The organism is Sorangium sp. So ce367 (genome assembly GCF_051520455.1).
GTDB lineage: Bacteria > Myxococcota_A > Polyangia > Polyangiales > Polyangiaceae > Sorangium > Sorangium cellulosum_B.
The window spans coordinates 10237321-10250977 of sequence record NZ_CP150334.1; the positions used below are offsets into that span (position 1 = coordinate 10237321).

Below are 13657 nucleotides of genomic sequence, written 5' to 3' on the forward strand. Positions count from 1 at the left end.
GCTCGCGAGAGGCGAGGCGCGCGGCGGCGCGAGAAAGTCCCTTCCCGCGAGCCGGCCCCGCGTCTCACTCTCTCGTGAGGGCGCGGGTCATGAGGTCCACGACGGCCTGCTGCGGCGGCTTTCCCTCGTACAGCATCCGGTACACCTCGACCGTAATCGGCGCGCTCACGCCCAGCTTGTCCGCGAGGTCGTGCGCGCTCTTTGCGGTCTTCACGCCCTCGGCGACATGGCCGAGGCCGGCGAGGATCTCGTCGAGCTTCCGTCCCCTGCCCATCTCGATCCCGACGGTGCGGTTGCGCGACAGCTCGCCCGTGCACGTGAGCACCAGGTCGCCCATCCCGGAGAGGCCGGCGAGGGTGAGCGGGTTCGCCCCCTTCGCCGCCGCCACGCGGCCGATCTCCGCGAGGCCGCGCGTGATGAGGCCGGCGCGCGCGTTGTGGCCGAAGCCGAGGCCGTCGCAGATGCCAGCGGCGATGGCGATGACGTTCTTGAGGGCGCCGCCGACCTCGACGCCCACGACGTCATCGGACGAGTAGACCCGGAACCTGTCGGTCGCGAACATGCGCTGCACCGCGTGCGTCTCGCGCTCGCTCCTGCCAGCGACCACGACCGTGGTCGGCTGGCCGGCCGCGACCTCGCGCGCGAAGCTCGGGCCCGACAGGTACGAGAGCCGCGGCTCGGCCTCGCGCCCGAGCTCGTCGACCAGCACCTCGCTCATCAGCATCAGCGAGTCGTTCTCGATGCCCTTCGTCGCGCTGCACACGAGCGCGTCGCGGGGGATGTGGCGCCCTGCCTCCCGGACGACCTCGCGCAGCGCGTGCGACGGGACGACCACGACGGCGAGCTCCGCGCCGCGGAGCGCGTCCTCGAGATCGCCCGTCGCCCGCAGGCTCGCGGGCAGCTCCACGCCCGGCAGGTACCGGTCGTTCTGGCGCTCGCGGCCGATGCGCTCGGCGAGCTCGCCGTGGTGCGCCCAGAGGGCGGTGGGGTTGCCCTTGTCCGCCAGCAACTTCGCCAGCGCCGTCCCCCACGCGCCGGCCCCGATGACTGCGACGTTCGCCATGGCAGTGACCCTATCACCACCCGCGAGCGGGGGCCGACGGCGGCGCGCCGCTCGACCCGCCGGCGCGCCGCTCGACCCGCCGGTGTTTCGACTATGCTGCGCCCATGCTCTTCCGCACCGCCGCGCTGCGCGCGCTCGGCCTCGCGCTCTGCCTCTCGCTGCTCGGAACGGTGTGCGGCGCGTGCGGCCAAGGCGCGCTCGGCGTGATGCCCGGCGTCGTGAACGATCCGGGAAACCTGTCCCTCCGCAGGGCCATCCTCGCCTTCGCGACGAGCCAGCTGTGCACCGAGATGCGGAAGCGGAGCGTGCCGCTGCGCCTCCGCGACGAGGATCCGGTGACGGGCCGGTTCTACCCGGGCTCGTGCGTCGCCCAGGAGCTCGCGAACGGGCACCTGTTCCTCCAGTTCGGGGGGAGCGGCGTCGTCTGGACGAACCTGACGAAGCGCATGAGCTTCGATGCGAGCGCGGCCGTCGAGTACGACCACGACTTCCTGATGGATGGCGACACGATGTACGTGTACTTCCGCCAGCGCTCGACGACGGCGGCGAGCTTCACGACCAAGCTCATCGAGCAGCCCGCCGCGATCTCGCTCGGCGGCGTGTCGCTCGCCCAGGGCGGCGCGTACGCGAACGCGCTCGGCGCCCAGCTCCTGAAGACCGAGATCGCCCGGGGGTTCACCGTCATCCGCGACGACGACGGCGCCGTGCAGTTCGGGCTCGGCATCATCGAGAAGGGGCAGCGGCCCAACGCTCCGTACCAGCGCCGCGACAACGGCAAGCTGCTCCTGGCAAACGAGCGCACCGAGGTGCACCAGGAGCAGCGCGATTACATCGGCCCGCTGGAGATCGCGGGCAGCGACGAGGCCCTGACGCTCACGGTCGCCGTCGAGGGCGCGCCCGGCGTGGACGTCATCCTCGTGCCTCAAGGCGCCGGGGAGCCGTGGCTCCAGGCGTACCTGACGCAGCCCGCGCCGGCGCCCCTGACCGCGGCGGCCCTGCTCGACGAGCCTGTGTACTCCGGCGCCCCCTGGCGGCGAACGGTGCCGCTGCCCAAGGGGCAATACTACCTGGTCATCGACAACACGAGCGCCGCGGGGCGGACGCAGCCAACGACGTACGCCCGCGACGACCGCGCGGCCCTCGTGAGCTACGCCGTCGAGGTCGGAGACGCGCCCTGACGAGGGCGAACGAGGGGCGAACGAGGGCAACGAGGGCGAACGAGGACACGCGGGCGACGACGCCGACGGACCGCGCGTCGCCCGCCACGCCTGCGCACTTGCCGCGGCGAGGGGCGGCGTATACATAAGCTCTCTCTTGCCGCCGCGCCCCGATGATCAACCCCAGAGCGTCCCGTCGGTCGCGGCCAGCCGGCCCGCAAGCTCGGAGTTCAGACCCTCGATGAGGGGCAGCGCGAGCTCGGAGCCCCGCGCCAGCGCGGCCAAGGCGACAGGCGGCGCAGACCCGCGCTCGACGGGCAGCTCTCCTCCGCCAGGGGGCAGGGACGGCCGGGCGCCGCTGCGCTTCCTGTTCCACCTCGTGTGGATCTGCATCGTTCCCTTCGCGCTCGCGGTCCTGAACGTCTGGCTGCTCACCCCGCCGGCCCAGGGAGGGAGCTCCCAGCCGCTCCGGGTCTTCGTCGGCGAGCAGCAGATCCCGGCGGGCATCGTGCTCTTCACGATCTTCGCGATGATCCTCTGGCGGTTCCGCCACGAGCTGCCGTTCGCGTCGGCGATCGGCGTCGGCGGCCGCCGGGACATCCCGCCGAAGGCGCGCGCTCGCTTCGAGGACGCCGCGGCCCTCCTCGAGGAGGCCCACCGGATCCTGCGCGGCCGCAAGCGTGACGTCGAGCGCGAGCTGACGAGCGGCGAGCGCGAGCAGGTGACGCAGGCGATCGCGGCCCTCGAGCGCGCGATGAGCGCCGAGACGTTCGACGCCGACGAGTTCGACGCCGCCCACAGCCGCGCCGATCGCGCGGTCGGCGAGCACCTCGGCCGCTGGCGCAAGGGCGAGATGCGCGAGTACGCGGAGTCGATCGGCATCGCCGTGGCCGTCGCGCTCCTCCTGCGCGCCTTCGTCGTCGAGGCGTTCAAGATCCCGAGCGGCTCGATGATCCCGACCCTCATGGTCGGCGACCACATCTTCGTCAACAAGTTCACCTACGGCCCGCTCATCCCCTGGACCGACCAGCGCCTCTTCCCTCGCCTGCCGCCGTCGCGCGGCGACGTGATGGTGTTCAAGTTCCCCGAGAACAAGGAGCAGGACTTCATCAAGCGGACGATCGCCATCCCCGGCGACACGCTGGAGGCGATCAACGGCCGCCCCGTCATCAACGGCTGGCTCGTCCCTCACTGTCACGTCGGCCCCTACCACTACGAGGGCCGGCAAGCGGAGCTGTTCGTCGAGTACCTCGGAGACAAGTCGTACTTTTCGCTCTACGAAAAGAACCCCGACGGCATGATGTGCGTGGAGAGCGACGACTGCACGCCGGGCTCCACGTGCCGGGGCGGCATCTGCGGCGATCTCCAGGGCCCCTTCAAGGTGGCCGCCGACGAGGCGTGGGTGATGGGCGACAACCGCAACAACAGCCACGACTCGCGCAGCTGGCGCGGCGGGCTCGGCGCGGGCGTGCCCTTCGATCACATCAAGGGACGCGCGATGTTCGTGTGGATGAGCTTCGGCCCCGGCGGCGGCATCGCGCAGGATCGCCTCTTCGTGAACGTCATGGGGCGCCCGAAGCTCCCCGGCGCCCACGAGGCGACCCTGCACGACGGCCTCGAGAAATGCCTCCGCGAGCGGCCCCCCGTCTCCGAGACGACCCCGCCGCCCCCGCCCGCGCGCCCTCCGTCGAAGCGCCGCTGAAGCCCTGAAGCCGCGCCGACAGCGCGTGGGAGCGCAGTCTCCCCGACAGCGCGTAGGCGGTCTTGTCCCCTCGATCTCGACGCGGCGAGTCATCCTCCGGTCCAGGGCGACGGAGCAGGCGGTGCGCCCGGGGCGCCACGGGATCGAGCCGAAGAGGCCGAGGAGAGACGCCGGTAGACGTGAGCAGCCCGAGCGCAATTTTCTGATGGGCGCTCGGTCGTTCACGCGCCACGCTTCCCATGCCCGAGGCGCCCGTGCGCCAGCTGCGTGCGCCTCGAACCCCGAACAGGAGCCAGGTGCATGAGCGACGCGATGTGGGCGCTGACGTACAACCGCGAGAAGCAGCCGTGGGAGTCCACCGTCGGGCTGTCCAAGGATCAGGTCGAGCGCCCGGCGATCGACGAGGCCAGGGACTACCACGACCGCGCGAGCGTCCTCGTCAAGCCGATCATGACGGGCTTCTGCGGCTCGGATCGCGGCATCTGGTTCCGCAGCGCCTTCAAGGACATGATCCTCTCGTCGCTCGATCGCGATCGGAAGGCGACGCGCACGATCGGCCACGAGCTGCTCGGCCGCGTGGTCGACCTCGGGACCGACGCGCGCCGGTCCTTCGGGCTTCAGATCGGCGACATCGTGTCGACCGAGAGCCACATCGCCTGCGGCGCTTGCTACCAGTGCCGCGTCGGCGACACCCACGTGTGCGCGGACGACAAGATCATCGGGATCAGCGAGGACGGCTGCTTCGCCGAGCTCGTCAAGCTGCCGGCGAAGAACCTCTGGCGCACCGACATCGCGAAGATCCGGCCCGAGGTCGCCGCGGTGCAGGAGCCGTTCGGCAACGCCGTGCACGCGTGCACCAAGGTGAACCTCCGCGGCAAGCGCGTGGCCATCTTCGGCTGCGGCACCATCGGCCTGTTCGCGATCGCGATCGCCCGCGCGATGGGGGCGATCTACGTGATCGGCGTGGAGCCGGCGGAGCGGAACGCCGAGATGGCCCGCCGCCTGGGCGCCGACGCGGTCCTGCGCCCGCACCGCGCGAGCCCCGAGCGGCCCCACGCGAGCGATCCCGAGCTGACGGAGCGGGTCCGGAAGCTCACGGACGGCGTCGGCGTCGACGTCGTGCTCGAGATGAGCGGCGTGAACAGCAGCGTCAACAACGCGATCCACGCGGCGAGGCGCGGGGGCGACGTGATCCTCTTCGGCCTGAAGAGCGGTGACGCGGTGATCGAGAACTTCGACCGCCTCATCGTGGACGGCATCAGCCTCCACAGCGTGATCGGCCGGCGCATCTTCGAGACGTGGCACATCACGCGCCACCTGCTCGAGTCGCGCGATCCGAACATCCACGACCTCATCTGGGAGGTCATCCTGAACCGGGGCGAGGGGACGGTGTTCGACTTCGAGGACTACGACGCGGCGGCCTTCCAGGAGGCGATCTCGAGCCACCCGAAGGTGATCCTCCGGTACTGAGCCGCTCAGGCGACGACGCCGAGGCGCCGGCCGACCCGCCGGAAGGCGTCGATCGCCTGATCGACGTGCTCGGGCTCGTGCGCGGCGGAGAGCTGCACCCGGATGCGGGCCTCGCCCTTCGGCACGACGGGGTACGAGAAGCCGATGACATAGATGCCCTCGGCGAGCAGCGCCCTCGCCATCTCGTTCGCGAGCTGCGCGTCGCCCAGCATGATGGGCACGATCGGGTGGACGCCTGGCTTGATGGTGAAGCCGGCCTGCGTCATCCCCTGCCGGAACCGGCGCGCGTTCTCCATCACCCGCAGGCGCAGCGAGGGCTCCGCGTCGATGAGGTCGAACACGGCGATCGAGGCGCCGGCGATCGCCGGGGCGAGCGTGTTGGAGAACAGGTACGGCCGCGATCGCTGCCGGAGCAGGTCGACGATCGGCTGCCGGCCGGTCGTGAAGCCGCCGCTCGCCCCGCCCAGCGCCTTGCCCAGCGTGGAGGTGATCACGTCGACGCGGTGCATGACCCCGCAGAGCTCCGCGGTCCCGCGCCCCGTCGGCCCGATGAACCCGGTCGCGTGCGAGTCGTCGACCATCACCATCGCGCGGTACTTGTCGGCGAGATCGCAGATGGTATCGAGCTTCGCCAGGTACCCGTCCATCGAGAACACGCCGTCGGTGGCGATGAGCCGGAGCCGCTTGCCGGCCGTCGCGCGGAGGATTTCCTCGAGGGCGGCCATGTCCCCGTTCGGGTAGCGGTGCCGCTCGGCCTTGCAGAGGCGGACGCCGTCGATGATCGACGCGTGGTTCAGCGCGTCCGAGATGACGGCGTCCTCCTCGCCGAGGAGCGTCTCGAAGAGGCCGCCGTTCGCGTCGAAGCACGACGAGTAGAGGATGGCGTCCTCGGTGCCGAAGAAGCGGGCGATCCTGGACTCGAGCCGCCGGTGAAGGTCCTGCGTGCCGCAGATGAAGCGCACGCTGGAGAGGCCGAAGCCGTGCGTGTCGATTGCCTCCTTCGCCGCCGCGATGACCGCCGGGTGCGACGACAGGCCAAGGTAGTTGTTCGCGCAGAAGTTGAGGACCCCGGCGCCGCCTTCGGTCCGGATCACCGGCCCCTGCGGCGTCGCGAGGATCCGCTCTTCCTTGTAGAGACCCGCCGCACGGATGTCCTCCAACGCCCGTACGTACAGTGACCGAGCGACATCGAACATGACGTCGTTATAAAACGGGGCTGTCAGCCGGTCGACGGGGGAACGCCGTCCGGACACCCAGGGCGGCGCTGCTCATGGGCCTGAGCGCCAGCAGGCGACCCCGGACACGAGAGGCAGGGTGCACGCCGCTTTGTCGCGCGCGGCGCGGCCGCGGCCTACTCGATCCGGGAGGCACGTGGCAGAACGGGCAGCGTCCAGCGCCGCGCGATCGCCGTGCGGCTCGCGTCGCGTGCGCCACCGCGGGCCGAGCGCACGAACGGCGCCCTCGGGAGGAGCAGGCATGACGGAAGCCAGGGGGGACTTCCGGCGAAGCGCCGGTGTGCTGTGCGCTGTCGCGTCGCTCGCGGCCGCCGCGAGCAACCCGGGCTGCAGCCGCGCGGAGGATCCGCCCGGACGGACCAGCGCGGGCTCCACCGGCGGAGCGCCAGGCACGACCGCGGCGAGCGGAACGGGAGGCGGGGGCGGCGCGGGGGGTGATGCTCCCTATGCGGCTTTGCCGCTCGTCCCGGCCATCGCGTTCGACGCGACGCCGGATGTCACCGGGGCTTACGTGTACTTCACCGCTCTTGGCGCGGACGGCAGGGCCGGGGTCTTCAGGATCGGCGCGCAAGGCGGCGCGGGCGCCGCCGAGATCGCGGCCGGTCCGCCGCTCGTGGCGCCGCTCGGGATCGCGACGAGCGCGGACGGCGGTCGCGTCTTCGTGGCCGACCCAGGCGCGGGCGACCCGGCGCTCGACGACGCGGGCGCCCTCTTCGCGATCGACCTGCCCGGCGGCGCCGTCGCCCCGATCGACGGAGGCGCGGGGCTGCGCGCGCGCGGCCTCGAGGTCGCCCGCGGCGCGGACAACGAGGAGCGGATCATCTTCTCGGGGCGCGATCGCGACGATGGCCAGCCCGGCGTGTTCTCGCTGCCGGCGCGCGGCGGCGAGGCGTCGGCGCTCGCCAAGGGGAGCCCGCTCGTCGACCCGAGCGGGATCGCGGTCGCCGGCCGGGGCGCTGTCTTCGTGTGCGACACCCTCGCGAGCCCCGACAAGACGGCGACCATCTTCAGGATCGAGGACGGCTTCGTGAGCCCGTTCGCGACCGGGCTGCACGTCGGTACTCCGTGCGGCATCGCGCTGACGCGCGACGACGCGGCGCTGCTCGTGCTCACGCGCGACCCGACCCGAGGCGCCGACGAGGTCGTGTGGATCGAGGTGGCGTCGGGAGCGCGCTCGGCGACGGCCGCCGGCGCGCCTGGCCACGACGAGCCCGGGGGGCTGCACCGGGCGAGGGGCGCCGACGTCTTCGCGTTCGTCGATCACAGCGCCCAGAAGCAAGGCTCGGTGTTCCTGCTCAGGCAATGAGCCGCAGAGGAGCGATGGAAGGACCCGCACGCATGATTCACCGACCGTCGCGCGCCGTCGCCGTCTTCACGGCGTCCGTCGCGCTCAGCGCGCCCAGCCTCGCCGCAGCGTCGAGCCACCGCGAGGCGCCGGCCATCGCGAGGGATCCGGCCGCCGACAACACCGACCTGTATGCGTGGGTGGAAGGCGGCAACCTCGTGATCCTCGCGAGCTACATTCCGCTCGAGGAGCCCGCCAGCGGGCCGAACTTCCACGGCTTCTCGGACGACGTGCTCTACGAGGTGCACATCGCGCGCGGGCCGTCGAGCCTCGAGGACGCGCTGACCTATCAGTTCCGGTTCTCGACAAGACCGTACGTGGCGGCGGATCCGGCGGGGCTCACGCCGGCGCCGAGCGGCGGCAACGAGTTCTTCTCGCAGCTCGCCGGCGGGGAGCAGACGTACACCGTGACGAAGATCGAGGGCGGCGCGTCGACCGTGCTCCTGAGGGACGCCGCGGTCGCGCCGCCGAACATCGGGAGGAGGACGAACCAGCTCGCCTACCGGATCACCGGCGGCGGCTACCCGGCCTTCGCGACGTCCTCGAAGTTCCTCAAGCAGATGGCGGGCGGCGCGGGGCGCGCCTGGGCCGGGCCGCGCGACGACGGGTTCTACGCGGATCTCGGCCGCGCGTCCGATCTGGCGGGGCTGTGCCCGCTCCTCGCGGCGCCGAACCCGTCGTGCACCGCGCGCGACAACCTCGCCGGCTTCAACGTCCACACGCTCGCGCTCGAGCTCCCGCTCGCCGCGGTCAACGGCGGCGCGGAGCCGACGCCGGGGCCGAGCGACCGGCAGACGCTCGGCGTCTGGGCCTCCGCGAGCCGCCGCAAGGTGCGGATCCTGCGCGCGAACGGCAAGGAAGATGGCCTCGGTCCCTGGGTCCAGGTGTCGCGCGTCGGCCTGCCGCTGATCAACACCTGGATCATCGGCCTGCAGGACAAGGACAAGTACAACCGCGCGCACCCGCGCGACGATCTCGCCAACTTCGGAGCCTACTTCCTGAACCCGATCCTGGTGCGGGACGCCGAGTTTGCCGGGCTCTACCAGGCAGGCCAGCCGCTCGCGGCCTTCGATCCCGAGGCGCTGAAGCAGAGCCGGAGCGACCTCATCGACGCCTTCAACCTGAAGCCCGCGAGCCTCGGAGGGCACAGCCTGGAGACCGTCGGCGACGTGCTCCGGATCGATCTGGGCATGCCGTCGGGCTTCCCGAACGGCCGCGCGCTGGTCCCCGGCGCGGATCACGAGCAGACCGACGTCACCGACGCGCTGCTCACGCTCGTCCTGACCGGCGCGCTCGGCGCGACGGCGGGCGACGGCGTGGGCGCGAACGACGCGCGGTTCCTCCCGGCCTTCCCTTACCTCGCGACGGCCTGGGAGGGCGCGACCCAGGGCCACTTCCGGCCCTGAGCCGCCCGGCGTGGCGCAGCGCGCAGCTCGCCTGTCACGGCGCAGCGCACCGCATCCCGCACACGCCGCCCGCGGCGCCCCCGCGCCCTCGTCGAACACACGCGGCGCGGCACTCGCCGTCGCGCGTGCAGGCCTCGCCCTCGGCCTTCGGCGCCGCGCAGCGCCCGTCCACGCAGCGCGCGCCGGCCGCGCAGAGCCCGCCAAGGCAGGCGGCGCCGGCGAGGGGCAGCGCCGCCTCGCTGCAGCGCGCGTCGACGCAGCGGCGGCCCCGCCCGCAGGCCGCGTGGGCCTCGCAGCGGCCGCCGAGCGGGAGGTCGTCCGCGCACGCGCGCCCGGCGCAGTGGCCGCGGCACTCGGGGTGCGCCTCGGCGTAGCGCGTCTGCCGGGTGACCGCGGCCAGCGCGTCGACCGAGAGGCCGCAGGGCCCCGCGGCGCGCGGGGCGCGGCAGGTGCCCGCGTCGGTGGGGCCGGCGCCTTCGCAGCGCAGCCCGCCCGCGCACTCGAGCGACGACCGGCACCGGGCCCCCTCGTCGAGCGCGCCCAGCACGATCCCCTCGCACGCTGGCGGGACCGGGGCGGCGAGCGGAGAGACCCAGTCGCATCCATCGAGCGACCGTTCCATCGCCTCGACGCAGCGGTCCACCTCGTCGGTCGATAGCGTCACCGCCCGCGCGCGCACCGCGACGCTCAGGGCGCGCGCGCACTCGGCGGCGGCCTGGAAGCCCGCGGCGCCGCCGCAGCACGCCGCCTTGCGCCGCGCGGGCAACGCGTGAAGCGCGTCGCACAGCCGGGCCGCGAGCGGCTCCGGCGCGCCCTCGGCCTTCCCGTAGACGGGGGTGATCTCGTCGCCCGGCAGGTTCTCCGCGGGCCCTGCCGGCGAGGGCGCCGCGGTCGCGCCCGCCTCCGGCGAGGGCGCCGCGTCCGCCCCTGGCGAGGGCGTCGCGGTCGCGCCCGCCTCCGGCGAAGCACGGCGAGCACACGCGGCGCAGAGGTGCACGATCAGCGCCGCGGCGCAGAGCCGCTGCAGGCGGTCGCCATCCGTCTGGACAGGCAATGCGATCTCCTCCGCGCTGCGCGCTGCTGGTCGATCGAACGATGCGCTGGAGCGGCGAGCTTGCCGGCGCAGGCCGGCGAGGCAAGCTCTTTCGCGATCGGCTCGAGCCTGTGACGCCCCTGGGAGAGCCACGGCGCACCCAGGGCGGAGCTCCGGCGCGAGGGGAGGTCAGCGCTCCGATGCTGCGACGAACGGGTTGCCTCTTCGCCTGCGCTGCCCTGAGCGGAAGCCTCGGTTGCACCGAGCGCCCGCGCGCAGAGGCCGTCCCGACCGCGACGGTATCGACCGGGCGCCCCGCCGAGGCGCCGGCGCCCTCGAGCCTCGACGCGGCGCGCGCGCTCGCGCTCGCGGCCCCGGCGGGCGCGAGCGCCGTCGATCGCGAGATCGAGGCGCTATCCCGGCGTATCGCGAAGGCGCCCGACGGCGCGGATCTCTGGAGCGCGCTCGGCCACGCGTGGCTCCGAAAGGCGCGCGCCTCGGGCGATCCGTCGCTCTACGGCCGGGCTCACGCGTGCGCGGAGGTCGGGCTCGCGCTGGCCGCAGGGGATCGCGCGTCGCTCAACCTGCTCGGCCTCGCGCTGATCCACGAGCGCAGGTTCACCGAGGCGCGCGACGCGGCGGAGCGGGTCCTCTCGCGGGACGAGGGCGACGCGCTCGCGCTCGGGACGCTCAGCGACGCCGCCCTCGCGCTCGGCGCCTTCCAGGTCGCGGCGTACGCAGCGCAGCGGATGGTCGACCAGCGGCCCGGCCTGCCGTCCTACGCGCGGGCCGCACACCTCCGGTGGCTCCAGGGCGACGCGGCGACGGCGAAGCGGATCATCCGCCTCGCGATCGACGCCGGCGACCCGGGCGAACCCGAGGCGCTCGCGTGGACCCTGACCCAGGCGGCCATGATGTTCTGGCACGAGGGCGACCACGAGGGCGCAGACCTGGGCTTCGAGCGGGCGCTCGCCGCGCAGGCCGGGTATCCGCCGGCGATCGCCGGCAGGGCGCGCGTCGCGCTGGTCCGCGGTGCGTGGGGCCGCGCCGTCGAGCTCCTCGAGCGGGCCCACCAGCAGCGCCCGGACGCGGAGACCGCGTGGCTGCTCGGCGACGCCAGGATGGCTGCAGGCGACCACGCCGGCGCAGCGCGGGCCTACGCCGGAGCGGTCGACGCGGGGCAGCGGTCGGACCGGCGGACCCTCGCGCTGTACTACGCGACCAAGGGCCTGGAGCGCGACGAGGCGCTCCGCCTCGCCGACGCGGAGCGCGCCGTCCGCGCAGACATCTACACCGAGGACATTCACGCCTGGGCGCTGTACCGCGCGGGCAAGCTGGCCGAGGCGCGCGCGGCCAGCGACAGGGCGCTGGCGCTCGGCACGAGGGACGCGCGCTTGCTCTACCACGCCGGGGCGATCCGGATCGCCCTGGGGGACCTGGCGCGAGGCGAGCGGCTCGTGCGGGACGCGCTCGATCTGAACCCCAGGTTCGACATGACAGGGGCCGCCGAGGCCGAGCAGCTCCTCGCGCGTCGCAAGGCCCCCCGCGGCCCGGCGCGCTGATGGCCTGATCGAGGAGCAGCGCGCGAGGCGCGCTGAGGGTGAGCACGCGAGGCGTGTCTTGTTGTGAAAGCTCGGGAGTCCGGCCGAGGGGGGACTCGACCTCAGGTGTCGTATTTCACGGTCGACGGGACCACCATCGGTGGAGGAGCGATCGCAGGTTGTGACGGCGCCGGGGCGGGCTCATCGGTGGGGTCCGAGCCTGGCTGGCTCTTGGGTGGCTGACCATGGAGCTCTCGCAGCCGGGCGGGCGCGGGCTCGATCGCTGTCGGGGCCTCATCTCCTCCCGTCTCCCCCGCCGCGACGGGGGGCACGCTCACCGCGGGCGGCGGCGGGACGAACATCCTCGGCACCTGGATGGAGCGGGCGATCGACGCGACCTCCGGGAAGCTCATGGCCATCCGCTCGACAAACGCCGCACGGGCCGCATCATCGGGGGCGCTCGCCGAGGCCTTCGCGACCCGCAGGGCCGACCAGAGCTCGTAATACCAGGCGGAGAGGGAGGCATGCGCTTCCAGCAGGTCACGAATGGTATCCTCGGAAACGATGATGTTCTTGCCCATGGGCGAGAGGATACATGACCGAGCGACGCCTCCCACCTCGTTCGAGCGGCACAACACCTGAGGAGCGGGCACCGGACCCGACCTCGACGCGCGCGGCGCCCGGCGCTCTACGCGGCCACGGGACGCCGCGCGACGACGCCACGGCGCTCAGGATCGTCACCTATAACGTCCGCTACTTCGGGCACGGCTTGCGGGGCATCGCCTCGACCAGCGCCGCCATCACCCGGATCGCGACGACGCTCGCGCGGATGTCCCCGCTGCCCGATCTCGTGTGCCTCCAGGAGGTCGAGACCCAGTCGCTGAGGTCCTCGACGATGAACCCGCGCTGGCACCCGGAGGAGACCCAGCTCGATCGCCTGATGACGGAGCTGCACGCGGCGCTGGCGCAGGCAGAGCGGCGCGAGCGCTACGTCGCCTACTACTTCCCCGCGCACACCTACAGGCTTACCTCGCGGACGAACATCTACACGACCGGTCTCGCGGTGCTCGCGCGCGACACATTCCACATCGGACACCACAACGCGGAGCGCCCGCACGACATCACCCATCGACGGGGGGTCAAGAGCCTGAAGCAGACGCGCATCTGCGCGCACGTGTCGTTCGAGCACGAGAGCGGGCAGAGCTTCGATGTGTTCAACACCCACCTCAGCCTGCCGAGCGTGTTCTCGCGAGAGTTCTGGACAGGCGAGGCGCGGATGGGGTTCGGGCCCAATCAGATCGAGGAGGCGAGGGTGCTCGCCGACTTCGTCCGCCGCGAGCGCCGGAGCGACAATTTCGTGGTGGTCGGCGATTTCAACTCGCTGCCAGGCTCGCCGGTCGATCGCTTCCTGCGCGAGGAGATCGGCTTCGTGGACGCGTTCGCGAAGGTCCGCTGCCTCTCCGAGACCGAGGCGCGCGCCTTCCCGACGGCCGGCTTCATGAACCTCCGCATGCACCTCGACCACGTCTACTCGTCCGAGCGCCTCCAGTGGCTGGACTTCACGGGCACGCACCCGTTCGGGCACAAGGGCGCGTTCGCGGGGCTGTCCGATCATGTCCCCCTGATCGCGCGCTGCCGCCTGCCGGGCTCCGCCGGCTGACCGCCGCGCGGCGCCGCCGCCCTCTGGGCGCGGCGGAGCGCGGCG

General features: G+C 72.7%; 11 protein-coding genes. 7 read left to right on the forward strand and 4 right to left on the reverse strand.

What is annotated here, in order from left to right; all coding sequences use genetic code 11:
* Positions 1–64 precede the first annotated feature (64 nt).
* The gene (locus tag WME97_RS38745; protein WP_437545147.1) at positions 65–1063 is read right to left on the reverse strand and encodes an NAD(P)H-dependent glycerol-3-phosphate dehydrogenase; all 999 of its coding nucleotides are present in this window, start codon (positions 1061–1063) and stop codon (positions 65–67) included.
* Between the two features lie 104 nt (positions 1064–1167).
* Between WME97_RS38745 and WME97_RS38750 the strand changes: the two genes are divergently transcribed.
* From WME97_RS38750 to WME97_RS38760, 3 genes are all read left to right on the forward strand, one after another.
* A complete protein-coding gene (locus tag WME97_RS38750; RefSeq protein WP_437545149.1) occupies positions 1168–2241 on the forward strand; it encodes a hypothetical protein in 1074 nt (357 codons plus the stop codon).
* A 220-nt stretch (positions 2242–2461) separates the two neighbouring features.
* Entirely contained in the window at positions 2462–3922 is a 1461-nt protein-coding gene (gene lepB / locus WME97_RS38755) for a signal peptidase I (protein ID WP_437545151.1), read from the forward strand.
* Positions 3923–4222: 300 nt separating this feature from the next.
* Positions 4223–5392: a zinc-binding dehydrogenase gene (locus WME97_RS38760; protein WP_437545153.1), complete on the forward strand. Its 1170-nt coding sequence runs from the start codon at positions 4223–4225 to the stop codon at positions 5390–5392.
* A 5-nt stretch (positions 5393–5397) separates the two neighbouring features.
* Here the strand turns inward: WME97_RS38760 and kbl are convergent, their stop codons facing one another.
* Positions 5398–6588: a glycine C-acetyltransferase gene (gene kbl / locus WME97_RS38765; RefSeq protein WP_437545155.1), complete on the reverse strand. Its 1191-nt coding sequence runs from the start codon at positions 6586–6588 to the stop codon at positions 5398–5400.
* A 280-nt stretch (positions 6589–6868) separates the two neighbouring features.
* Here kbl and WME97_RS38770 point away from each other — a divergent pair, with 280 nt between their 5' ends.
* Both WME97_RS38770 and WME97_RS38775 read left to right on the forward strand, forming a co-directional pair.
* Positions 6869–7933, forward strand: coding sequence for a hypothetical protein (locus WME97_RS38770; protein WP_437545157.1), 1065 nt, complete (start codon positions 6869–6871; stop codon positions 7931–7933).
* A gap of 32 nt (positions 7934–7965) precedes the next feature.
* Positions 7966–9378 (forward strand): DUF4331 domain-containing protein, encoded by a 1413-nt coding sequence (locus WME97_RS38775; protein WP_437545159.1) that lies wholly within the window; start codon positions 7966–7968, stop codon positions 9376–9378.
* 34 nt (positions 9379–9412) lie between these two features.
* On the opposite strand, the gene WME97_RS38780 is transcribed toward WME97_RS38775, so the two are convergent.
* Positions 9413–10432, reverse strand: a complete 1020-nt coding sequence (locus WME97_RS38780; RefSeq protein ID WP_437545160.1) for a hypothetical protein — start codon at positions 10430–10432, stop codon at positions 9413–9415.
* 179 nt (positions 10433–10611) lie between these two features.
* Here WME97_RS38780 and WME97_RS38785 point away from each other — a divergent pair, with 179 nt between their 5' ends.
* The gene (locus WME97_RS38785; RefSeq protein WP_437545162.1) at positions 10612–11973 is read left to right on the forward strand and encodes a tetratricopeptide repeat protein; all 1362 of its coding nucleotides are present in this window, start codon (positions 10612–10614) and stop codon (positions 11971–11973) included.
* 101 nt (positions 11974–12074) lie between these two features.
* Here WME97_RS38785 and WME97_RS38790 read toward each other — a convergent pair whose 3' ends face one another.
* Positions 12075–12533 carry a hypothetical protein gene (locus WME97_RS38790; RefSeq protein WP_437545163.1) on the reverse strand — a complete coding sequence of 153 codons (459 nt, stop codon included), beginning with the start codon at positions 12531–12533 and terminating at the stop codon, positions 12075–12077.
* 14 nt (positions 12534–12547) lie between these two features.
* Between WME97_RS38790 and WME97_RS38795 the strand changes: the two genes are divergently transcribed.
* Entirely contained in the window at positions 12548–13612 is a 1065-nt protein-coding gene (locus tag WME97_RS38795) for an endonuclease/exonuclease/phosphatase family protein (RefSeq protein WP_437545164.1), read from the forward strand.
* Positions 13613–13657: the final 45 nt, after the last annotated feature.